Consider the following 22,222-nt stretch of genomic DNA (forward strand, 5'->3'; position numbering starts at 1 on the left):
CCCGGCCGGCCGCCTGGGGCGGCAGCCGTCCTCCGGGGCCGGCAGCCGCTAGGCCGCAAGCCCCAGCGCGGCCATCCGCTTCGTGTGCGCCTCGGTGATCCGCGAGAACATCCGACCCACCTCGGCGAGATCGAACCCGTCCGCGACACCGCCGACGAGCATCGTCGACAACGCGTCCCGGTCCGCGACGACCCGCTGCGACTGCGACAGCGCCTCCCCCATCAACCGCCGCGCCCACAGGGCGAGTCGGCCGCCCACACGCGGGTCCGCGTCGATCGCCGCGCGCACCTTCTCGACGGCGAACCCGGCGTGCCCGGTGTCGTCGAGCACGGCCAGCACCAGCTCGCGCGAGTCGGTGTCGAGCCGGGCCGCGACCTCCCGGTAGAAGTCACTGGCGATCGAGTCACCGACGTACGCCTTGACGAGCCCCTCCAGCCAGTCCGAGGGCGCCGTCTGCCGGTGGAAGCCGTCCAGGGCCGCGACGAACGGCTCCATCGCGAGCGTCGGCTCCTCGCCGATCTCCGTCAGCCGGTCGCGCAGCTTCTCGTAGTGGTGGAACTCCGCCGACGCCATCTTCGCCAGCTCCGCCTTGTCCGCCAGCGTCGGCGCCAGCTTGGCGTCCTCCGCGAGCCGCTCGAAGGCCGCCAGCTCGCCGTACGCGAGCGCGCCGAGCAGGTCGACGACCGCGGCTCGGTACTGCGGGTCGGCGGCGGCCTTCGTCCAGTCCTGGGCGGCGACACCGGTGTGCTCGACGGTGGGTTCGGCCGAAGTCTCGGGGGCGTTGTCGGGCTTGTCAGAGGTCGTCATGAAGCGCACAATAGCCCGCTCACCGGGCCGTGGAAGGCCCTGGTCAATCAGTGTGACGACGACTACGTGACCAAATCGGCCATCGCATGTGCGCGATTCCGAGGTATGGTGGTAATGCGCCTGCTGGTACGACGGCACTCTTCGAGTGCGCCGCGCCTCGACAGGCCGCACGTATGAGGATGCCCGGTCGGTGGCCCGATCGGCTCCGACCCGACAGCCCTCCCCTCCCGTACGGCACAGTGCGTACGGAGTTCGGAGGGGGACCCTCAGCGGTACGAGCGCTAGAGCGTCGGCAGTGGTCCCGTGCCATTACGGCTTGCCCGTAAGGCAGCCGACGTCCCCAGCACGGTTGAAGACGACCCCCGCGCTCGCCTCGCACCGCGCACACAGAAGAGGCAGCACCCTGACTACGACTTTCCGCGATCTCGGGATTCTCACCGAGACGGCCGAGGCGCTCGAAGCCGTCGGCATCATCAACCCCTTCCCCATCCAGCAGATGACGCTCCCGGTGGCCCTCTCCGGCTCCGACGTCATCGGCCAGGCCAAGACCGGCACCGGCAAGACGCTGGGCTTCGGCCTCCCGCTCCTCGAGCGCGTCACCGTCCCCGCCGACGTCGAGGCCGGCCGCGCCAAGCCCGAGGCCCTCACCGACGCCCCGCAGGCGCTCGTCGTCGTCCCCACGCGCGAGCTGTGCACCCAGGTCACCAACGACCTGCAGACCGCGGGCAAGGTACGCAACGTCCGCGTCCTCGCCATCTACGGCGGCCGCGCCTACGAGCCCCAGGTCGAGGCCCTCAAGAAGGGCGTCGACGTCGTCGTCGGCACCCCGGGCCGGCTCCTGGACCTCGCGGGCCAGAAGAAGCTCAACCTCGGCCACATCAAGGCGCTCGTCCTCGACGAGGCCGACGAGATGCTCGACCTGGGCTTCCTGCCCGACGTCGAGAAGATCATCAACATGCTGCCGGCCCGCCGCCAGACGATGCTGTTCTCGGCCACCATGCCGGGCGCGGTCATCGGTCTCGCCCGCCGCTACATGTCGCAGCCCACGCACATCAACGCCACCTCGCCCGACGACGCGGGCAGGACGGTCGCGAACACCAAGCAGCACGTGTACCGCGCGCACAACATGGACAAGCCCGAGATGGTCGCGCGCATCCTGCAGGCCGAAGGCCGGGGACTGGTGATGGTCTTCTGCCGCACCAAGCGCACCGCGGCCGACCTCGCCGACCAGCTCCAGCAGCGCGGTTTCGCCGCCGGCGCGGTCCACGGCGACCTCGGCCAGGGCGCCCGCGAGCAGGCGCTGCGCGCCTTCCGCAACGGCAAGGTGGACGTGCTCGTCTGCACCGACGTCGCCGCCCGCGGCATCGACGTCGAGGGCGTCACGCACGTCATCAACTACCAGTCGCCCGAAGAGGAGAAGACGTACCTGCACCGCATCGGCCGCACCGGCCGCGCGGGCGCCAAGGGCATCGCGATCACCCTCGTCGACTGGGACGACATCCCGCGCTGGCAGCTGATCAACAAGGCGCTGGAGCTCGACTTCAACGACCCGCCGGAGACGTACTCCACCTCCCCGCACTTCTACGAGGAGCTGAACATCCCCGCGGGCACCAAGGGTGTCCTGCCGCGAGCCGAGCGCACGCGCGCGGGGCTCGACGCGGAGGAGCTCGAGGACCTGGGCGAGCCGGGCGGACGCGGTGCACGCGGCCGGGGCGACCGCGACCGCGGTGACCGGGGTCGCGGGCGCGGTGGCCGGGACGAGTCCCGCTCCGCCGACCGCGAGCGTCCGGACCGTACGCCGCGCCGTCGTCGCCGTACCCGCGGCGGGACCCCGCTGGACGCGAACGCCCCCGTCGAGGCGGTCGCCCCGTCGGAGACCGCCGAGACCACCGCGGCCGAGGACACCACCTCGACCCGCACCCCGCGCCGCCGTCGCCGCACCCGCGGCGGAGCGTCCGACTCGGCGCCGGTCACGGCTATCACGGCAGCGACGGCGGTCGAGCCGACCGTGTCCGAGACCGCGGAGTCCGCCGTCACGACGGCGGAGGGCGCGGCCCTCGACACCGAGACCCCGGCCAAGCCGCGCCGCCGCCGGACCCGCAAGTCCGCGGAGACGCCGGCCGCGGTGGAGACGGTCGTCGAGACCGCGCCGGTCACGGAGACCGCCGCCGTCGCGGAGGCCGCTCCGGTCGCCGAGGCCACCCCGGAGGCTCCGGCCACCAAGCCGCGCCGCACGCGCAAGACGGCTGCTGCGGCCCCTGCCGCCGAGGCCGCCGTGGACACGGCGGAGGCCGTGGAGACCAAGCCCCGCCGCACCCGCAAGACCACGGCCACGGCCACGACCGCCGCGGAAGCCGCCGTGGACACCGCGGAGGGCACGGCCACCAAGCCGCGCCGCACCCGCAAGACCGCGGCCGCGACGACGGAGGCGGCCACCGACACGACGGAAGCCGTGGAGGCCAAGCCCCGCCGCACCCGTAAGACGGCTGCCGCGCCCGCGACTGCCGCCGAGACCGCGGTGGACACGGCCGAGGCCACCGAGGCCAAGCCGCGCCGTACCCGCAAGACCGCGGCCACCGCCGAGGTCACCACGGACCCGGCCGAGGCCAAGCCGCGCCGTCGTACCCGCAAGGCCGCCGAGCCCGCCGTGACCGCCGAGATCCCGGTCCAGACGGTCCAGGAGCCGGAGGCGGCCGAGGTGACCAAGCCCCGGCGTACCCGGAAGACCGCGGCCACCGCCGCGGAAGCCGCCGTGGACACCGCGGAGGGCACGGCCACCAAGCCGCGCCGCACCCGCAAGACGGCTGCTGCGGCTCCGGCCGCCGAGACCGCGGCCGACACGGCGGAAGCCACGGAGACCAAGCCCCGGCGCACCCGCAAGACCGCGGCCACCGCCGAGGTCACCACGGACCCGGCCGAGGCCAAGCCGCGCCGTCGTACCACCCGCAAGGCCGCCGAGCCCGCCGTGACCGCCGACATCCCGGCCCAGGCGGACCAGGAGCCGAAGGCCGCCGCACCGCGCCGCCGGACCCGCAAGACGGCCGCCTCGGCCGCCGCGGAGCCCGCGGACAGCTGATGCCCCACCCGACGGCCCGGCCCTTCACAGGGGCCGGGCCGTCGGCGTTCCCGCTACCGGCCACACCCGCCACAGAGGCGCGGCACCTGTGCGGCGCCCCCAGGACAGGCGCCCCCTAGGAGACCGCCCCGCCACCCCCGCCCGATAACCTCACCCCGTGAGCACCCGAGCCGTCTTCGCCCCGCCGCCAGGCGCCCGCGTCTACCCCCTGCGCACCGCTCGCGGTGAGTTCGCGGCCGTGGATTCGGCCGTGCCCTCCGGTGTCGCCCCCAAGGGCACCGCGCTGCTGCTGCCCGGGTTCACGGGCAGCAAGGAGGACTTCACGCTGCTCCACGAGCCGCTCACCGCGCGCGGGTACCGGGTCGTGGCCGTGGACGGGCGGGGGCAGTTCGAGTCGGACGGGCCGGAGACCGACGAATCCGCTTACGCACGGGGCGAGTTGGCGCGGGACGTGCTCGCCCAGGCCGCCGCCCTCGACACGCCGGTGCACCTGGTCGGGCATTCCCTGGGCGGTCAGATCGCGCGCGCCGCCGTACTGCTCGACCACTCCCCCTTCCTGTCCTTCACCCTCGTCTCCTCAGGACCCGCGCAGATCTCGGACTCCCAGCAGCAGCGTGTGAAGCTGCTGCGGGACGCGCTCGGTGTGATGACGATGGCCGAGGTGTGGGACGCGATCCTGGCCATGGGTCCCCCTGAGGAGGTCGGCGGCCCCGCCAAGGGCATCGGGGACATCGCCCAGCTGCGCCGCCGCTGGCTCGGCAACAAGCCCGCCCAACTCCTCGCGACCGGCCACCAGTTGTGCACGGAGCCGGACCTGGTGGGCGAACTCGCCGCCGTCCCGCTGCCGTTCCACGTGCTGTCCGGTGCGCAGGACGACACCTGGCCGGTTCCTCTCCTCGACGACATGGCCGTACGACTGCGCGCCCGCCGCACGGTGATCCCGGGGGCCGACCACTCCCCCAACGCCGACCAGCCCCTCCCCACGGCCCACGCCCTCGCCGACTTCTGGGACACCCTCGACCGCTAGGGCCTGTCGGTCAGTACTGCCCCTGCAAGTGCTCCCAGAACCCGTCCCGCAGCGCACGGCGCAGATCGGCCTGCCCCCGCAGGGAGTACTGGAGCAGCCCCTCCGCCTCCACCAGCAGGTCCTGGTCCACCGAGCCGGGCAGGTACGGATGCCCGGGCAGCAGGTCCTGGAGCGCCGCCCGCCCCCGCTCCGCGAGCCACTTCGCGGCGATCTGCGCGCCCACGAAACGGACGGCCTCACGGGCGGGCCGGGCGGCCGTCGCCTCGTAGGGGACGGCGGCCCGCCGCGCGACGTACGGCTTGAAGAAGTCGAGGTCGAGGGTGCGCTGGCTGTCGACCTCCCACAGGAGCGGTTCCGCCTGGTTGCGGCCCTCGGGTGCCTCGATGCCCCACAGGTGGACGCGGGCGCCGTAGCCCTGGGCCGCCTCGACCGCCGAGACCAGGTCCTCGTCCCCGCCCAGGAGCGCCGCGTCGCTGATCGCGCGGTGGCGGGCCAGGGACTCCAGGTCGGAGCGGATCAGGGAGTCGACGCCCTTCTGCTGGTTGTTGGCGTTGAGGTTGCCCAGCCGGACCTTCACGTCCGGGAGCTCGGCGATGGACTGCTGCTCCGCGGTGTGGATACGGCGTCTCGCGCCGTCGTACCAGTAGACCCTCAGCAGTCTGCTGTCCGCGAAGATGCTGCGGGCCCGGTCGATGAGGGCCTCGATCAGGCCCTCGGCGTCGAGGTCGAAGGCGCGACGGTCCTCGGTGCCGGCGACGAGTCGTCCCGCTGCCGCGTAGAGATAGCCCGCGTCGACGAAGATCGCATGCGTCGAGGGCGTCTTCGCCACCTCGGCGAGCATGCGCGTGAGCAGCTCGTTGGTGCGGTCGATGCGGGCGCTCAGGGGCGCCAGGTCGTCGTTCATCGCCTCCATTGTCCCGGCGGTCACGCTGCGAACACAACCGGTCCCAAGGAGTCTCCGCAGACTCACTTACCGGTCAGTAGTTAGCTGTTCGAAAAATTTCTTTAGCGTAGGGAATGTTTGTAACACGCACCCCGTTGACTACCTGTGTACGCAGTAATTCTCCGCAGGAGGATGACCAGACGAAGGGAGAAGCCATGCGCTTCGAAATCATGCGACTCGACGACGTCGACGGCACGCCCGTGGACACCACTGTCGTGGACGCCGCCTCCGTCAATCGGATCGTCCAGCAGGCCGCCGCCATAGGACAGCGACTCTGGATCCGTCCGGCCGACACCTCGGCCTCATAACCCCCTACAGTACAGACGCGGATCACCGCTGAAGCTTCAGAGCCCCCGCCAGGCATCGACGCCGGGCGGGGGCTCTGCGCATGTGCGGGAGCGCGTCCACCCGGGGCGCTCAGCTCGCCCGGATCACCTGGGTGATCCCGTTGATGATCTGCTGCACGGCGATCGCGGAGAGCATCATGCCCGCGAGCCGCGTCACCAGCACGACCCCGCCGTCCTTGATGACCCGGATGATCAGCAGGGAGTACCGCATCACCAGCCACAGCACGACATGGATGGCCAGGATCGCCGTCCACACCGAGACCTGCGTGGCGACGCTGTGGGCCTTCTGCACGGCGAGGATGACGGAGACGATCGCCCCCGGACCCGCGAGCAGCGGCATGCCCAGGGGTACGAGCGCCACGTTGACGTCCTTGGTCTGCTTCGGCTCGTCGGTCTTGCCGGTGAGCAGGTCGAGCGCGATCAGCAGGAGCAGCAGCCCGCCCGCGATCATCAGCGCGGGCACGGAGACGTGCAGGTAGTTCAGGATCTGGTGGCCCAGGACCCCGAAGACGGCGATGACACCGCCCGCCACGCAGACGGCCTGGAAGGCCATCCGCTTCTGCACCTTGCCGGGCCGGCCGGCGGTCAGGGCGAGGAAGATCGGGGTGATCCCGGGGGGATCCATGATCACGAACAGGGTGAGGAAGAGCGAGCCGAAGACGGCGACGTCGAACATGACGGAACTGGCCTTACAGAAGTGGTGGTACACGGCGCGGGGCACGCTTACGGCCCGTACGCCGGTGAGGGGAAGCGGTGTCGGGCGTCAGATTCCGCCGGTGCCCGGGACGGGGAACGCACCCGTCGCCCGGCGCGTGATCTCCCCGTACACCTCGGGGTCCGTCGTGTACTCGCCGAGGGCGACCGTCTTGCGGCTGCCGTGGTAGTCGCTGGAGCCGGTGACGAGCAGTCCCAGGTCGGCGGCGAGTCCGCGCAGTCGTACGCGGGTGTCCTCGTCGTGGTCCATGTGGTCGACCTCGATGCCGTCGAGCCCGGCTGCGGCCATCTCGGCGATCGCGGACTCCGGGACGGTGTGACCGCGCTTGCTCGCGCCCGGGTGGGCGAACACGGTGACTCCGCCGGCGCCCTTGACCAGGCGGATGGCCTCGAAGGGGTCGGTCTCGTGCTTCGCCACGTGGGCGCGGCCGCCGTCGGCCAGCCAGTCGGTCGTGAAGGCGTCGTCCACGCTCGCCACGACCCCGAGCTCGACGAGCGCGGTGGCGACGTGCGGCCGCCCGACGGACCCGTCCCCGGCGATCCGCGCCACCTGCTCCCAGGTGACCGGCACACCCAGCTCCTGAAGCCTGGCCACCATCGCCCGGGCCCGGGGCACCCGGTCGTCCCGCACCAGTTCCCGCTCGGCGAGCAGCTCCGGCTCCTCGGGGTCGAACAGGTAGGCCAGCATGTGCATGGACACCCCGTCGATCCGGCAGGACAGCTCGGCTCCGGTGACGAGGGTCAGTCCGGCGGGCAGCGCGGCCAGGGCCTCGGCGTACCCGCGGGTGGTGTCGTGATCGGTGAGGGCGACGACGTCCAGCCCGGCAGCGGCGGCGTTGCGCACCAGCTCAGCGGGGGTGTCGGTGCCGTCTGACGCCGTGGAGTGACAGTGCAGATCGACACGCACGACACGGACTCCAGACGCCGACGGAACAGATGAGGACGCTCAAGGATAACCGGATTTTCCGGCTCCCCTGTCACACCCGCAGCGGGGGTACAACCCCTACAGTCAGGGCTTCAGCAGTCGCGGCGACAACGCCCCGCAGGGCACCAGTTCCACTTCCGCCCCCGCGTCCCGCAGATCCGTCAGCACCAGCTCGTCGTACATCAGCAGCCCGGACTGCTCGGGCCAAACGACCGCCCACAGCCACAGCCCCAGCGCCTCTCCGGCGAACACCGCGCGGTCCTCCGGCGCCCCGGCGACATGCCACAGCGGCGTCGGCCGGCCGGCGGCGAGCACCTTGGCCTGCGCCGGCTTCTCCACGCTCATGTAAGGCCCCGGATCCGGCCCGTCGATGCCCGCGTAGCGCGCCCCGAGCCCGACACCGAGCTCCTCGGCCACCAGGATCAGCTCGCCGACACCCCCGAGCGGCCCGGGTCCGGTGCACGCCACAGCCGTGGCGCGACCGCCGCTGCGGTCGTCACCCGCGCAGGCCACACCCGTGAACAGCCAGCCGACCGGCAGCGGCCACGGCATCCACACCGGCACCTGCGTGCGGTGCACCACGACATCGAGGGCCTCGACGCTGGGCGGGATCACGGGCTGCAGCGGATGCACCGTCCCGTGCACATCGCACTGCCAGGTATCGGCGAAGAGTCCGGGAGCCCTGACCCGGCCACCACACTTCGGGCAACTGGGTTCGCCCCTCATAGGGCCCCACGGTCCTACCCTCGCCCCCTCACGTCAAGGACGATCACCCGTCCGGGCGGAAGCGGTTCACGCCGGCCCACCGGGCAGAACTAGATGTAGCTTGCATTAATTAGCCGACCTAACGTACTGTGTGCATATACCAACTATCTCGACCAGTGGAGGAAAGACCATGGACGCCTTCGATGCGGGAGCCGGCGGCCTCCTGCGCCAGCCGAAGGCCGTGTGGGCGACGGCGGGCGCGTCCGTCGTCGCCTTCATGGGCATCGGACTCGTGGACCCGATCCTGCCGTCGATCGCGAAGGGCCTGGACGCCACGGCGAGCCAGGTCTCCCTCCTGTTCACCTCGTACTTCCTGATCACCGCGATCGCGATGCTGTTCACCGGCTTCGTCTCCAGCCGCATCGGCGGCAGGAAGACCCTGCTGCTCGGCCTCGCCCTCGTCGTGGTCTTCGCGGGGCTCGCGGGCACCTCGGGCTCGGTCGGGGAACTGGTCGGCTTCCGGGCCGGCTGGGGCCTGGGCAACGCCCTGTTCGTCTCCACGGCCCTCGCCGTCATCGTCGGCGCGGCGGCGGGCGGCAGCGCGGCGGCGATCCTGCTGTACGAGTCCGCCCTCGGCCTCGGCATGGCGTGCGGCCCGCTGCTCGGCGCCCTGCTCGGTGACGCCAGCTGGCGCTACCCGTTCTTCGGCACGGCCTTCCTGATGGCCGTCGGCTTCCTGTGCATCACGGTGTTCCTCAAGGAGCAGCCGAAGCCGGCCCGCAAGACGTCCCTGCTGGACCCGATCAAGGCGCTCGGCCACGGCGGGCTCGCCTCGGCCGCGGTGTCGTCCTTCTTCTACAACTACACGTTCTTCACCGTGCTGGCCTTCACGCCGTTCGTGCTGGACATGACCCCGTACAAGTCGGGTGCCGTGTTCTTCGCCTGGGGTGTGCTGCTCGCCGTCTTCTCGGTGTTCGCCGCGCCGCGCCTCCAGGAGCGGTTCGGCTCCCTGAAGGTGCTCGGCGGCTCGCTCGTCCTGCTCGCGCTCGACGTGCTGGTCCTCGGCTACGGCAACCACACCGCGGCCATCGTCTGCACGATCCTGTCCGGCGCCTTCATCGGCGTGAACAACACCGTCTACACGGAACTGGCGCTCGGCGTGTCGGACGCCCCGCGCCCCGTAGCGAGCGCGGGCTACAACTTCGTGCGCTGGTTCGCGGCGGCCGCGGCGCCCTACTTCGCGCCGAAGATCGAGGAGTGGACGAACATCCACATCCCGTTCGTGGTGGCGGCGGTGACCGCGGTGCTGGGCGCGCTCGTGGTCGTCGTACGGCGCAAGGCGCTCACCCACGAGGCGGAGGAACTGGAGCCGAAGCACGCGGTCGAGGACAGTGTCACCGTGTTCGCCAACTGACGGCTTCCGGCCACCACTTGGTGACCTTGCTCACGCGAGGGTCACTCCAGCGGGACGGACTTGCGGGACGGATCCCTCAGGTCCGTCCCGTGCGTCAGCCAGCGCTCCTGGAGGGCCTGGGCGCCGTGCACACGCTTCCAGGCGGCCTCGTTCGGCGTCATGGGGAGCAACGGCAGGAAGTGGACCGGGTCGAGGGGCTCGTCGAGTTCGAGGTCCTCGACCAGTCCGCCCGGCTCGGCGACCAGGACCGAGGTGAACGGGGCGCCGGGCCACAGGGGTTCACCCACGTCCAGCGAGGCGCCCGGAGCCACGACCACGCCCTCCACCTGCGGGGACGCGGCGAGCACGGCGAGCGGGCGGAGCACCTTGTCGGTGTCGGCGAGTCCCGCGCGTACCGAGATCAGCAGTTCGGCGCGCGGGCCCTTGACCGGGTCGGCGAGCATCGCGGTGGGGTCGCCCATCGGCTGGGCGGACATGCCGAGGGTGGCGTAGCGGACGACGTCCCCGTCGGTGAAGCGGAGCACCTCGATGCGGTCCGTACCGAGGAAGGTGACCGCCGCGCGCGCGTCCGGCTCGCCCAGCGCGCTGCGCAACCGGGCCTCGACCAGAGGAAGAACATCTGCCATGCCGCGAGCATAGAACTCGTCAGCACCAGGCAAAGCAGCGCCTTGACACTTCGGCCTGCTGATACTCTGGCCCGGTCGTCGGGGCAGCACGCAGAAGCGTCGCGATCGAGCCCCGACGCTTTGTGAGACTCCCTTACGGGAATGGATCGTCCCTTACGAGGGACCGGCCGGAGGAGGTGGGGCTGTCATGGATCGAAGTCGACCTGGTAGTACCACTCGTTCTTCCGGCCGCTGATGCAGCTCTGTGACTTTCGGCAACCGCCGCCTTTCACGTTCGCGTCTTCGTGCGGAAGAGCACTTCGTCGTTTTGCCTGATCTGTCCGATCTGTAGCAGTAGCTGAATCAGTACTCCAGCAACGAAGTCCGCCACCGCGATGGTGCGGTGCTCCCCGCTTTGTGGACGTGCCAAACACCCTTCCCCTGCCTCAAGGGCGGGGATACCCCTTGCAGGACGTCCTCATTCCGGGTAGTTCCACCCGTCGCCGGGGCCCTTTGTTGCCCGTCACGAAGGAGCCTGCCATGTCGATGATCCGTGACCTGCGTGCCGCCGTACGCCCGTCGCGTCCCTCGCTGCGCAAGGACACCGGCGCGTACGACGCGACGCGCGACCCCTCGACGCCCTCCGCCGTCGTCGACTGCGCCGTCTACCGCGACGGCCGGCGCATGGAGACCGACGCCCAGCTGAGCCCGCACGAGGCGATGCGCCAGGTCCGTCGTGACGGCGGGTTCGTGTGGATCGGCCTGCACGAGCCGAGCGAGGCCGAATTCTCCGGTATCGCAAGCGAGTTCGGTCTGCACCCGCTCGCCGTCGAGGACGCCGTCCAGGCCCACCAGCGGCCCAAGCTGGAGCGCTACGACGACTCCCTGTTCACCGTGTTCAAGACGATCCACTACGTCGAGCACGACGAACTCACCGCCAACAGCGAGATCGTCGAGACCGGCGAGGTCATGTGCTTCACCGGCCGGGACTTCTTCATCACGGTCCGGCACGGCGGCCAGGGCTCGCTCAGGGCGCTGCGCCACCGCCTCCAGGACGACCCCGAGCTGCTGGCCAAGGGCCCCTCGGCGGTGCTGCACTCGATCGCCGACCATGTCGTGGACGGCTATGTGGCGGTCGCCGACGCGGTGCAGGACGACATCGACGAGGTGGAGACCGAGGTGTTCACCCCGGGACGCGGCGGCAAGGTCTCCCGCGGTGTCGACTCGGCCCGGATCTACCAGCTCAAGCGTGAGGTGCTGGAGTTCAAGCGCGCGGTGGCCCCGCTGCTGCGGCCCATGCAGCTGCTCAGCGAGCGGCCGATGCGGCTGGTGGACCCCGACATCCAGAAGTACTTCCGGGACGTCGCCGACCACCTCGCGCGCGTCCAGGAGCAGGTCCTCGGCTTCGACGAGCTGCTCAACTCGATCCTCCAGGCCAACCTCGCGCAGGCGTCCGTCGCGCAGAACGAGGACATGCGGAAGATCACGTCCTGGGCCGCGATCATCGCCGTACCGACGATGGTGTGCGGGGTCTACGGCATGAACTTCGACTACATGCCGGAGACGCACTGGCGGTTCGGCTACCCCGTGATCATGGCGATCACCGGTGTCATCTGCTTGGGCATCCACCGCACCCTCAAGCGCAACGGCTGGCTCTAGAGTGGCCGGCATGACCAGCGAGCTGCTCGACCGCGCCCTTGTGGAAGAGGCCACCAAGAAGTCCGGCCTCATCTGGGTCAAGGGGTCCGAAGGCCCGGCGCGCGCCCTGTGGCATGTGTGGCACGAGGGTGCGGCCTGCCTGGTCGGCGACGGGCCCGGTGAACAGCCGTTGCCGGGGCTGACCGACGGGGGCGCCGCCGAGGTGACCGTCCGCAGCAAGGACAAGGGGGGCCGGCTGGTCTCCTGGGCGGCGCGGGTCGTGGAACTGGCGCCCGGGTCCGAGGCATGGGACGCGGCGGTCGCCGAGCTGAAGGGCAAGCGGCTCAACGCCCCCGACGGCGAGGCGATGACGGACCGCTGGTCCCGCGAGTGCCGGGTGCTGCGGCTGGAGCCGACCGGGAGCACGGCACCGCTCCCCGACGGCGACCTCGCCGAACCGCCGCTGCCGACACCGGCGACCACGCGCGAGCCGATCCCCGCGGGGCTGCCGCGGCTGCTGATGAAGCGGCGCAAACGCTAGGGCGCGGGCAGCCGCCAGGGCGCCGACAGCCGCGCTAGGACGCCGGCAGTTGCTTGCCGTAGTCCACCGTCTCGTCCTTCTTCGGCTCGGTCAGCGGGAAGTCCTTGCCCCAGGCCGAGAAAGTGAGGGTGCCGGCGCCGCCCGCCCGGGCCAGGCGCAGCGGGTACGGCTGCCCCTCCAGGGAGACGTCCAGCGTGCCGCCGTCGCCCTTGTCACCCGTGATGCGGATCGTGCGGGTACCCGCCTGCTCGTGGTGGCCGTCGGTGTCCAGGCTGCCGTGGAGCGTCAGAAGCCCGTCGAGGAGAACGTCCTTGTCCGTGAAACCGCTGAACTTCTTGTACGCCGGGTCGCCCGGCGGCACCTTCACGTACTTGCCGTCGAGCTTGTCGGCGGCCGCGTCCGAGTCGTCGCCCTTGCCGTCGGCCTGGGCCCAGAAGCCCGCGCCGGCCTTCAGGTACAGCTCCTCGCCGATCCGCAGCAGCTGGAAGGTGGTCCCCTGCGCGGTGACCGATCCGGAGCCGCCGTCGGACTTCAGGCGCATGTCGAGTTTGTATGTGCGCCCGCTGGTGACCACGTTCCCCGACAGGCGCAGCGCGTCGGCGGACTCGGCGGCCGCCCGCGTCTTGGACTGGATCTGGTCGGCGGGCAGTCTGCCGACCCCGTTGGTGCCCGCGTCGGGGTCCTCGCTGCAGCCCGTCAGGCCCGTTCCCGTCACGACCAGGGCGCACATCGCGCCCACCACAACGGTCCTGCGGGCACGGCCCTGGGGAATCGCGGTCACAGGTGGGGCTGCCTTTCCGACAAGGGTCCTTCAGCGGCGTACGGCAGCGTACCGGGGCTCCGGGCCCCGGGCGGAGCCAGACCGTCCGGACGCCTCACCAGGGCGTATCCGATCGGTACGGGCTAGCCTTAAGCCCTCCCGAGCGGGCAATCCGGACAACGAACGACGAACGAAACACCCCGTACGCAAAGGAAGCAGAGCCATGGCAGCGGGAGCCCCCCGGATCTTCGTCTCGCACCTCGCCGGTGTCGCCGTCTTCGATCCCAACGGCGACCAGGTGGGACGCGTGCGCGATCTGGTCGTCGTCCTGCGCGTCGGGCGCCGGCCGCCGCGGGTGCTCGGGCTCGTCGTCGAACTGTCCACCCGGCGCCGCATCTTCCTGCCCATGACCCGGGTGACGAGCATCGAGTCCGGACAGGTCATCACCACCGGCGTGCTCAACGTCCGCCGCTTCGAGCAACGGCCCACCGAGCGCCTGGTCTTCGGCGAACTCCTCGACCGGCGCGTCACCCTCGTGGAGACCGACGAACAAGTCACCGTCCTCGACGCCTCGGTGCACCACCTGCCGGCCCGCCGGGACTGGGAGATCGACCGCGTCTTCGTCCGCAAGGGCGGCAAGGGCGGGGCGTTCCGGCGCAAGGGCGAGGCGCTGACCGTCGAGTGGTCCGCGGTCACCGGCTTCACGCTGGAGGAGCACGGACAGGGCGCCGAGAGCCTCCTGGCCACCTTCGAGCAGCTGCGCGCCGCCGACCTCGCCAACGTCCTGCACCACCTCTCCCCCAAGCGGCGCGCCGAGGTGGCCGCGGCTCTCGACGACGACCGCCTGGCCGACGTACTGGAGGAGCTCCCCGAGGACGACCAGATCGAGATCCTCGGCAAGCTGAAGGAGGAGCGGGCCGCCGACGTCCTGGAGGCCATGGACCCCGACGACGCGGCCGACCTGCTCGCCGAGCTCCCCACCGAGGAGCAGGAGCGGCTGCTGAGCCTGATGCAGCCCGGCGACGCGGCCGACATGCGGCGCCTGATGGCGTACGAGGAGCACACGGCCGGCGGTCTGATGACGACGGAACCGATCGTCCTGCGGCCGGACGCGACCGTCGCCGACGCGCTCGCCCGGGTCCGCAACCCCGACCTCTCCCCCGCCCTCGCCGCCCAGGTCTACGTGTGCCGCGCGCCCGACGAGACCCCGACCGGCAAGTACCTCGGCACGGTCCACTTCCAGCGACTGCTGCGCGACCCCCCGTACACCCTGGTCAGCTCGCTCGTCGACGACGACCTCCAGGCCCTCGACCCGGACGCGACGCTGCCGGTGATCGCCGGGTTCTTCGCGACGTACGACATGGTCGCGGCGCCCGTGGTCGACGACTCGGGCTCGCTGCTCGGCGCGGTGACCGTGGACGACGTGCTCGACCACATGCTGCCCGAGGACTGGCGGGAGACGGAGTTCGACGCGGAGGGGGCGGAGGGGGTGGCCCACCATGACGCCTGAGCGCGAGACCCCGAACCGCGAGCGCGCCACTTCCGGCATCCGCGAGCGCACCCCTTCCGGCGCCACCGCGACCGGCCGTCCCCGCACCCGCCTCGACCAGCCGCGCTCACCGCGCCGCAGGCTGCTCCCCGAATGGGACCCGGAGGCCTTCGGACGGCTCTCCGAACGGATCGCCCGCTTCCTGGGCACCGGACGGTTCATCGTCTGGATGACGGTCGTCATCATCGCGTGGGTGCTGTGGAACATCTTCGCGCCTGTCGACCTGCGCTTCGACAACTACCCGTTCATCTTCCTCACCCTGATGCTGTCCCTCCAGGCCTCCTACGCCGCCCCGCTGATCCTGCTCGCGCAGAACCGGCAGGACGACCGGGACCGGGTCAACCTCGAACAGGACCGCAAGCAGAACGAGCGGTCGATCGCGGACACCGAGTACCTGACCCGCGAGATCGCCTCGCTCAGGATCGGCCTCGGGGAGGTGGCGACCCGCGACTGGATCCGCTCGGAGCTCCAGGACCTGATGAAGGAGCTGGAGGCCCGGCACCGGGACGGGCATGTCGTATTCCCGGCAGAACGGCCGCACGGGCGTGACGTAGACGACCACTGACGGGGGTGCGGGGGGCGACCGTGACCGCCGTACCATCGTCTGTATGGCTAGCGAAGACGCGGTGCGCGAGGCACTGGCGACGGTGAACGACCCCGAGATCAACCGGCCCATCACGGAACTCGGGATGGTCAAGTCGGTCGACATCGGCGCGGACGGGGCGGTCGCGGTCACCGTGTACCTGACGGTCTCCGGCTGTCCGATGCGCGAGACGATCACGCAGCGCGTGACGGACGCGGTCGCGGCCGTCGAGGGCGTCACCCGTGTCGACGTCACGCTCGACGTGATGAGCGACGAGCAGCGCAAGGAGCTGGCGACGGCCCTGCGAGGCGGCCAGACCGAGCGCGAGGTCCCCTTCGCCAAGCCCGGCTCCCTGACCCGCGTCTACGCGGTCGCCTCCGGCAAGGGCGGCGTCGGCAAGTCGTCCGTCACGGTCAACCTGGCGGCGGCGATGGCGGCCGACGGTCTCAAGGTGGGCGTGGTCGACGCCGACATCTACGGCCACTCGGTGCCGCGCATGCTGGGCGCCGACGGCCGTCCGACCCAGGTCGAGAACATGATCATGCCGCCGTCCGCGAACGGCGTGAAGGTCATCTCGATCGGCATGTTCACGCCGGGCAACGCCCCTGTGGTGTGGCGGGGCCCCATGCTCCACCGGGCCCTCCAGCAGTTCCTCGCGGACGTGTACTGGGGCGACCTGGACGTCCTGCTCCTGGACCTCCCCCCGGGCACGGGCGACATCGCGATCTCGGTGGCCCAGCTGGTCCCGAACGCGGAGATCCTCGTGGTCACCACGCCTCAGCAGGCAGCAGCCGAGGTCGCCGAGCGGGCCGGCTCCATCGCGGTCCAGACCCACCAGAAGATCGTCGGCGTGGTCGAGAACATGTCCGGCCTCCCCTGCCCGCACTGCGGCGAGATGGTCGACGTCTTCGGCACGGGCGGCGGCCAGACGGTCGCCGACGGCCTGACCCGCACCACGGGTGCGACGGTCCCGGTCCTCGGCTCCATCCCGATCGACGTCCGCCTGCGCGAGGGCGGCGACGAGGGCAAGCCGGTGGTGCTGACCGACCCGGACTCTCCGGCGGGTGCGGCGCTGCGCGGGATCGCCGGGAAGCTGGGGGGACGGCAGCGGGGGCTTTCGGGGCTTTCGCTGGGGATCACGCCCAAGAACAAGTTCTGAGACGTACGTGACTGAAGGCGCTCCACGGGCCCGGTAGGGTCCGTGGAATGCCGAGAGTCAAAGTCAGCGTCGTCGTCCCCGTCTACAACACCGGGAAGTACGTCGACGAGTGCGCGCCGTCGCTGCTCGGGCAGAGTCTGCCCGCCGACGAGTACGAGGTCATCTACGTCGACGACGGCTCGACGGACGACACGCTGACCCGGCTGGAGAAGATCGCCGCCGCGCATCCGAACGTCCAGGTGCACACGCAGCCGAACTCCGGCTGGCCGGGAGCGCCGCGCAACCTCGGCATGCGGCACGCCAAGGGCGAGTACATCCAGTTCGTCGACCATGACGACATGCTCGGGCCCGAGGCCCTGGAGCAGCTGTACGAGCACGCCAGGCGGAACGACGCCGACGTGGTCCTCGGCAAGATGTCCAGCACGATGGTGCGGCCCCGGCGGCTGTTCCGGCACACGGTGGACGCCTGCACGATCGAGAACGACGAGCTCATGCAGAGCATGTCCCCGCACAAGATGTTCCGGCGCGCCTTCGTCGAGGAGCACGGTCTGCGCTTCCCCGAGGGGCCCTGGATCCTGGAGGACCTGGCCTTCGTCAGCGCCGCCTACCTGAAGGCCGAGCGGATCTCGGTCCTCGCCGACTACCCCTGCTACTACTGGATGAAGCGGGACGACGGCGGCAACAACACCCAGCACCGCTTCAACCCGCGCCACGGCTTCTGGTCCAACTGCCGCACCATCGTGCGCCGGATCAAGGACGGCACGACCCCGTCCGACGACATCGACGCGCTGCAGAACCGCCTCCTGCACAGGCTCTACCACGTGGAGATCCTCTCCCGCACCCGCGAACCCGAGATCCTCCGCGAGGACCCCGCCCAGCAGCGGGAGCGGTTCGAGGCGGCCCGGAAGCTGGCCGTCGAGGAGTTCCCGGCGGCCGTACGCGAAGGGCTGCCCGCCGTGTCCCGCCTCCGTGCCGAACTCCTCGAACGCGGCGACTTCGACGCGGCCGTGGCCCTCGCCGAGCGCGTCCGCCAGGTCAAGGCCCGCAGCGCGGTCGAGGGGCTGCGGTGGGAGGACGGCCGGCTGGTCGCCGACGTCACGCTGGACCTGCTGCGCGGGGACGGCGAGCCGCTGGTGCTGATCGAGCGGGACGGGAAGCGGTGGCTGGACCCGGAGCTGCTCGCCGGGGTGCCGGGGACCGAGGACGGCTGGGAGGTCCGCGATCCGTTCCGGCTGGCGTACGCCGAACTGGTCGTCAAGGACCGTGACCGCGAGGACTGGTGGTACCCGGAGGGCGACTTGGAGGTGCGCCTGGAGCCCTGCGGGGAGGGGCGGACACGCGTCGTCGCCTCCGGACAGTTGCGCCTCGACCCTGAACTGCTCGCGGGCGGGCGGCCGTTGGAGCGTGGGGTGCACGACGTGTGGGCGTTCGTCCAGCTGCTGGGCGTCGACCGGATGGTCCGGCTCAGCGGTGACGGCGTCCCCGGCACTCCGGCCGCGGGCCCGGCGCTGAGCGGTGGGCGGCTCGCGCTGCCGTACTGGACGGGCAGCGGTCAGCTCGCCCTCGACGTGGACCAGCGCCAGCGCAGGTTCGGCTCCGACAGCGCAGGTGCGGCCGCGGCGAACACCGCGCGGGGCGAGCGGTCGCTGCCGCTGCCGTATGTGGCGGCGCGCCCGGACAGCGCCGCGGCTCGTCTCAAGGTCACCGTGTCCGCCCTGACAGTGGACGCCGAGCTGCTGCCCGGGGAGGACGGCGGGACGACGGCCGTGCTGCGGCTGCCCGCCCGTCTGAAGCTTCCGGCCGGGCGCCACCCGGTCAGCCTCCCGAAGACGGACGCCCCCCTCGCGTACGCCGTCGTCCGCGACGGCACCCTGCTGCGCCTGGAGGGCCCGGCCCACGAGGCCGGCACCGGACGCAAGCTGCTCGACGCGGTCGCCGGCAACCGCCAGGTCCGGCGGGTACGGCGACGGTTCGGCCGGTAGGAGGGATGCCGGGGCACCGCAGGGACCGTCGCTGCCCCGCCGGGCGCTAGGCGTACGCCGAGATGTCCTTGATCATCGCGAACCCGAGCCCGTACGCGCTCATGCCTCTCCCGTACGCCCCCACGTGCACCCCCTCCTGGGTGGAGCCCGCGAGGACCCAGCCGAACTCCGACTCCCGGTAGTGGAACGGCGTGGGCACGCCGTCCACCGGGAGGGACAGGGTGGACCAGTCGGGCCCTTCGAGGTCGTCCGCCAGGACCCAGGCCGTCTCGGTCTGCTGGTCCAGCCAGTCGTCGCGCAGGGAGTGGTCCATCTGGCCGGGCCAGGTGAAGGACAGCAGTCCCACCCCGGCCAGCCAGGCGGCGGAGGAGACCGAGGTGGCCTCCAGCAGGCCGGTGCCGTCCGCGCTCCTGCGGGAGGGGTTCGCGGCGACGGTCACCACGACCGCGAACTTCTCCTTCGGCTCCCCCGTGGAGCCCGCCTCGTTCTTCACCGAGGGCTCGTCACCGTGGCCGATCGACCCGTGCTCGACGGCCCCGTCGGCCGAGGTGCCGACCTGCATCAGCCAGCGCGGCCCCGTGAAGGCCTCGTCGAGCCCGTACCAGGGGAAGGGCGCCTGAAGGTAGCCGTCGACCGTGCGCCGGGCGGAGGGAACCTGCTGGCCACCCTCCGCGGCCGGCGCCTGCGCGACTGCCCCACTCGTCGTCTCCATGTGCCGGACGCCTCCTACTAGCTCTCGTCGGACCGGACCGGCCCCGCCCCCCTTCGGGCGGCGTCGCTGGTTCGCGTACGGCCCGCACAACAACTCGGCAGCATAGCCACACCGCTGCGAGCTGCGCGGAAACCGCCCGGCGCGCGGGGCACACGGAGGGTGGCTTCCGGCCGTACGAGGGCCGTGGGAGGTGAGAGCGGGGTATGAAACGCGTCACGTACGACGAGGAAAAGGCGCCCGCGAGCTGAACTGCTCGGCAGGCGCCTTCCGGTGGGGCGTACGGCTCAGGTGGCGTCCGCGTCGAAGGGCGGGCGGTCGTCCTTGCCCAGCTCCTCGGGCTTCTTGGTCATGTCGATCCGGCCACCCGAGGAAGACGAGGACGGCGAGGTGTCCGTGCTGTGCACGGCGTCGGTGACCTCGGCCATCTCCTTCTTCAGGTCGAAGCCGTTGCGGATCTCCTTGAGCCCCAGCTCGTCGTTGTCCAGCTGCTTGCGGATGAACGTCTTGGGGTTGAGGTCCTCGAACTCGAAGTCCTTGAACTCCGGGCCGAGCTCCGAGCGGATGTCCTGCTTGGCGCTCTCCGAGAACTCGCGGATCTTGCGCACGGTCCGCATGACGTCCTGGATGACCTTCGGGAGCTTGTCCGGACCGAAGACGAGCACGGCGAGGACAACGAGCGTGATCAGCTCGAGCGGTCCTATGTCATTGAACACCTGAAGCTCCTTGCGATGTCCTCGGTCCTCGGCCCTCGGTGGTCTGTGCGGTCTTCCGTGGTCCGGGCCGGGTCCACGGTACCTGGGGTTCCCGTACGACCGGTACTGTCCCGGGGGCTCCGAGTGCGGGCGGGTGGGCGGTTTTCCGGGTTGTTTGCCTTGTGGAGCGGGATTCGGGGACGTGGTTCTCTTTCGATTTTCTTAGCCGCCGTCCGAGGATCCGAGGACCAGCGAGACGTTCTTTTCCCTGCCGTCGCGCTTCACGGTCAGCTCCAAGCGGTCGCCGGGGCGGTGGGCGCGGGTCTTCACGATGAGCTCGTCGCCCGAGTGGATACGACGGCCGTCGACCTCGGTGATGACATCGCCCGCCCGGAGCCCGGCCCGGTCGCCAGGGCCGCCCTCGGTCACGGCGGGTCCTCCGTCACCGGCCTTCGCCCCGACGCGGGCGCCGTCGCCGGCGTAGCCCATGTCGAGGGTGACGCCGATGACCGGGTGGGTCGCCCTGCCGGTGTTGATCAGCTCTTCCGCGACCCGCTTGGCCTGGTTGACGGGAATGGCGAAGCCGAGACCTATCGAGCCGGCCTGTCCGCTCCCGGAACCCGCGCCGTCGTCGGCGGAACGGATGGCGGAGTTGATGCCGATGACACGGGCCCGGGAGTCGAGGAGCGGGCCGCCGGAGTTGCCGGGGTTGATGGGGGCGTCGGTCTGCAGGGCGTCGACGTACGACAGGTCGCTGCCGTCCCCGCTCCCGCCTCCGGAGGTGATGGGCCGTTCCTTCGCGCTGATGATGCCGGAGGTGACGGTGCCCTCCAGGTCGAAGGGCGCGCCGATGGCGACGACGGGGTCGCCGACCCGGACGTTGTCGGAGTTGCCGAGGGGCATGGGCCGCAGCCCGCCGACACCGCTCACCTTGACGACGGCGAGGTCGTACCCGCTGTCCCGGCCCACGACGGTGGCCTCGGCGGTGTCCCCGCTCTGAAAGGTCACCGATATCTCACCGTCGGCGCCTGCCGGTTCCACGACGTGGTTGTTGGTGAGGATGTGCCCGCGATCATCCAGCACGAAGCCGGTCCCGGTCCCGGACTCCGCGGCCCCGCTCACATGCAGGGTCACGACGCTGGGCAGGGACCGGGCGGCGATCCCGGCGACACTGTCGGGAGCCCGCCCACTGGGCTCCTCCGCGGCCTGCGGCAACTCCACGACCTCCCCTCCGACGCCCTCGCGCTCGAGATACGCCCCTACGACCCCGCCGACCCCGCCCGCCACGAGCGCGAGCAGGAGAGCACCGAGGAGCAGCGCCCGGCGGGCCCGGCGACGCCGGGCGCCCTGAGTGTCCACGGCGGCACCGGTCTGTTGCAGGGGCGCGGGGACGGGGGCCCAGGGGTCGTAGTTCTGCCAGGGGGTGGGGGCGGGGGGTGGGGTGAGCGAGGTTGTGGGGTGGTCTGTCGGGCGAGGCGGGGGCGCGTTGAGGTGTGAGGCCGGGGCGGAGCCGGGCGGCTGGACCGTCGGCGGCGCGGGTGTCGCCGTGCCCTGGGTCCCGGGCGTCGCGGAACCGGGCAAGCCGTCAGCCGATGGCGCTGAAGCGGGCGGGGCCAGGGGCGCCGCCGGTGCCGGTGACGGTGGCGGTGCCGCTGTGCTGGGTGCGGGTGCGGGTGCGGCCGTCGCCGGGTGCTGGACGGGCGGGGCGGGGGCCCAGGGGCCCGGTACGCCGTAGGGCGGAGTGCTGGACGAGTCGGAGTCGTGCAGCGGCTCGGCATCGGGCTCCGTGACGGACGGGGCCTGCGGGGCCATGAGCTCGTAGTCGCCCTCCGGGCCCACCTCACCGCTCGGGGCCCTCAGCAAGAAGTCACCGTCGGACCCTGCCGTGTCAGTCGTCGGCGCAGCCCCCTCGTCCGGCCCGGAAACCCCCCGCGGCCTGGGTCGGCTCCACCACTTCCCCTTTGTGGGCGTGCCCTCGTCCATGCTCTCCCCGCAGCTGACCGGCCGCGGTGTGCGGCACGTCGACCTGTCTGTGGATTCAAC

20 protein-coding genes are annotated in these 22,222 nt (G+C 71.3%); 10 read left to right on the plus strand and 10 right to left on the minus strand.

Translation table 11 applies throughout. From position 1 onward, the window contains the following. Positions 1-48: 48 nt before the first annotated feature. Complete coding sequence (locus ACFYZ8_RS12335) at positions 49-816, minus strand: ferritin-like fold-containing protein (RefSeq protein WP_359030218.1); 768 nt, start codon at positions 814-816, stop codon at positions 49-51. A gap of 487 nt (positions 817-1,303) precedes the next feature. Here ACFYZ8_RS12335 and ACFYZ8_RS12340 point away from each other — a divergent pair, with 487 nt between their 5' ends. Together ACFYZ8_RS12340 and ACFYZ8_RS12345 are read left to right on the plus strand one after the other, a co-directional pair. Beyond that, positions 1,304-3,883, plus strand: coding sequence for a DEAD/DEAH box helicase (locus tag ACFYZ8_RS12340; protein ID WP_388535076.1), 2,580 nt, complete (start codon positions 1,304-1,306; stop codon positions 3,881-3,883). Positions 3,884-4,040: 157 nt separating this feature from the next. After that, positions 4,041-4,910, plus strand: a complete 870-nt coding sequence (locus ACFYZ8_RS12345) for an alpha/beta fold hydrolase (RefSeq protein WP_388534743.1) — start codon at positions 4,041-4,043, stop codon at positions 4,908-4,910. 10 nt (positions 4,911-4,920) lie between these two features. Here ACFYZ8_RS12345 and ACFYZ8_RS12350 read toward each other — a convergent pair whose 3' ends face one another. Then, entirely contained in the window at positions 4,921-5,814 is an 894-nt protein-coding gene (locus tag ACFYZ8_RS12350; RefSeq protein ID WP_359030216.1) for an NYN domain-containing protein, read from the minus strand. Between the two features lie 194 nt (positions 5,815-6,008). Here ACFYZ8_RS12350 and ACFYZ8_RS12355 point away from each other — a divergent pair, with 194 nt between their 5' ends. After that, positions 6,009-6,161 (plus strand): hypothetical protein, encoded by a 153-nt coding sequence (locus ACFYZ8_RS12355; RefSeq protein WP_129801357.1) that lies wholly within the window; start codon positions 6,009-6,011, stop codon positions 6,159-6,161. A gap of 109 nt (positions 6,162-6,270) precedes the next feature. On the opposite strand, the gene ACFYZ8_RS12360 is transcribed toward ACFYZ8_RS12355, so the two are convergent. The 3 genes from ACFYZ8_RS12360 to ACFYZ8_RS12370 form a co-directional block, all read right to left on the minus strand. After that, positions 6,271-6,876 (minus strand): MarC family protein, encoded by a 606-nt coding sequence (locus tag ACFYZ8_RS12360; RefSeq protein WP_359030215.1) that lies wholly within the window; start codon positions 6,874-6,876, stop codon positions 6,271-6,273. An 87-nt stretch (positions 6,877-6,963) separates the two neighbouring features. Beyond that, a complete protein-coding gene (locus tag ACFYZ8_RS12365; RefSeq protein ID WP_388534747.1) occupies positions 6,964-7,821 on the minus strand; it encodes a PHP domain-containing protein in 858 nt (285 codons plus the stop codon). 102 nt (positions 7,822-7,923) lie between these two features. After that, entirely contained in the window at positions 7,924-8,565 is a 642-nt protein-coding gene (locus tag ACFYZ8_RS12370; protein ID WP_359030213.1) for a DUF6758 family protein, read from the minus strand. A 169-nt stretch (positions 8,566-8,734) separates the two neighbouring features. Between ACFYZ8_RS12370 and ACFYZ8_RS12375 the strand changes: the two genes are divergently transcribed. Continuing rightward, complete coding sequence (locus ACFYZ8_RS12375) at positions 8,735-9,958, plus strand: MFS transporter (RefSeq protein ID WP_359030212.1); 1,224 nt, start codon at positions 8,735-8,737, stop codon at positions 9,956-9,958. A 41-nt stretch (positions 9,959-9,999) separates the two neighbouring features. Here ACFYZ8_RS12375 and ACFYZ8_RS12380 read toward each other — a convergent pair whose 3' ends face one another. Next, a complete protein-coding gene (locus ACFYZ8_RS12380; protein WP_359030211.1) occupies positions 10,000-10,584 on the minus strand; it encodes a suppressor of fused domain protein in 585 nt (194 codons plus the stop codon). Positions 10,585-11,103: 519 nt separating this feature from the next. Between ACFYZ8_RS12380 and ACFYZ8_RS12385 the strand changes: the two genes are divergently transcribed. Next, the gene (locus tag ACFYZ8_RS12385) at positions 11,104-12,222 is read left to right on the plus strand and encodes a magnesium and cobalt transport protein CorA (protein WP_359030210.1); all 1,119 of its coding nucleotides are present in this window, start codon (positions 11,104-11,106) and stop codon (positions 12,220-12,222) included. Positions 12,223-12,232: 10 nt separating this feature from the next. Continuing rightward, on the plus strand, positions 12,233-12,742 hold the full coding sequence (locus ACFYZ8_RS12390; protein ID WP_388534751.1) for a hypothetical protein: 510 nt from the start codon (positions 12,233-12,235) through the stop codon (positions 12,740-12,742). Between the two features lie 34 nt (positions 12,743-12,776). Here ACFYZ8_RS12390 and ACFYZ8_RS12395 read toward each other — a convergent pair whose 3' ends face one another. Then, entirely contained in the window at positions 12,777-13,523 is a 747-nt protein-coding gene (locus ACFYZ8_RS12395; protein WP_388534754.1) for a hypothetical protein, read from the minus strand. A gap of 202 nt (positions 13,524-13,725) precedes the next feature. Between ACFYZ8_RS12395 and ACFYZ8_RS12400 the strand changes: the two genes are divergently transcribed. From ACFYZ8_RS12400 to ACFYZ8_RS12415, 4 genes are read left to right on the plus strand one after another with little or no spacing between them, the layout of a single operon-like run. After that, on the plus strand, positions 13,726-15,012 hold the full coding sequence (locus ACFYZ8_RS12400) for a magnesium transporter MgtE N-terminal domain-containing protein (RefSeq protein ID WP_359030207.1): 1,287 nt from the start codon (positions 13,726-13,728) through the stop codon (positions 15,010-15,012). Further along, entirely contained in the window at positions 15,002-15,616 is a 615-nt protein-coding gene (locus ACFYZ8_RS12405; protein ID WP_388534757.1) for a DUF1003 domain-containing protein, read from the plus strand. Before ACFYZ8_RS12400 ends, ACFYZ8_RS12405 begins: the two co-directional genes overlap by 11 nt. Positions 15,617-15,659: 43 nt before the next feature. Next, positions 15,660-16,793: an Mrp/NBP35 family ATP-binding protein gene (locus ACFYZ8_RS12410; RefSeq protein ID WP_280849484.1), complete on the plus strand. Its 1,134-nt coding sequence runs from the start codon at positions 15,660-15,662 to the stop codon at positions 16,791-16,793. 47 nt (positions 16,794-16,840) lie between these two features. Continuing rightward, positions 16,841-18,775 (plus strand): glycosyltransferase family 2 protein, encoded by a 1,935-nt coding sequence (locus ACFYZ8_RS12415; protein ID WP_388534761.1) that lies wholly within the window; start codon positions 16,841-16,843, stop codon positions 18,773-18,775. Positions 18,776-18,821: 46 nt separating this feature from the next. Here the strand turns inward: ACFYZ8_RS12415 and ACFYZ8_RS12420 are convergent, their stop codons facing one another. From ACFYZ8_RS12420 to ACFYZ8_RS12430, 3 genes are all read right to left on the minus strand, one after another. Beyond that, complete coding sequence (locus tag ACFYZ8_RS12420) at positions 18,822-19,487, minus strand: hypothetical protein (protein ID WP_037719833.1); 666 nt, start codon at positions 19,485-19,487, stop codon at positions 18,822-18,824. 284 nt (positions 19,488-19,771) lie between these two features. Beyond that, a complete protein-coding gene (locus tag ACFYZ8_RS12425) occupies positions 19,772-20,200 on the minus strand; it encodes a sec-independent translocase (protein ID WP_007384517.1) in 429 nt (142 codons plus the stop codon). 201 nt (positions 20,201-20,401) lie between these two features. Beyond that, positions 20,402-22,162 carry a trypsin-like peptidase domain-containing protein gene (locus ACFYZ8_RS12430; RefSeq protein WP_388534765.1) on the minus strand — a complete coding sequence of 587 codons (1,761 nt, stop codon included), beginning with the start codon at positions 22,160-22,162 and terminating at the stop codon, positions 20,402-20,404. Positions 22,163-22,222: the final 60 nt, after the last annotated feature.

Origin of the sequence: Streptomyces sp. NPDC001668 (assembly GCF_042893155.1) — a bacterium.
Taxonomy (GTDB): Bacteria; Actinomycetota; Actinomycetes; order Streptomycetales; family Streptomycetaceae; genus Streptomyces.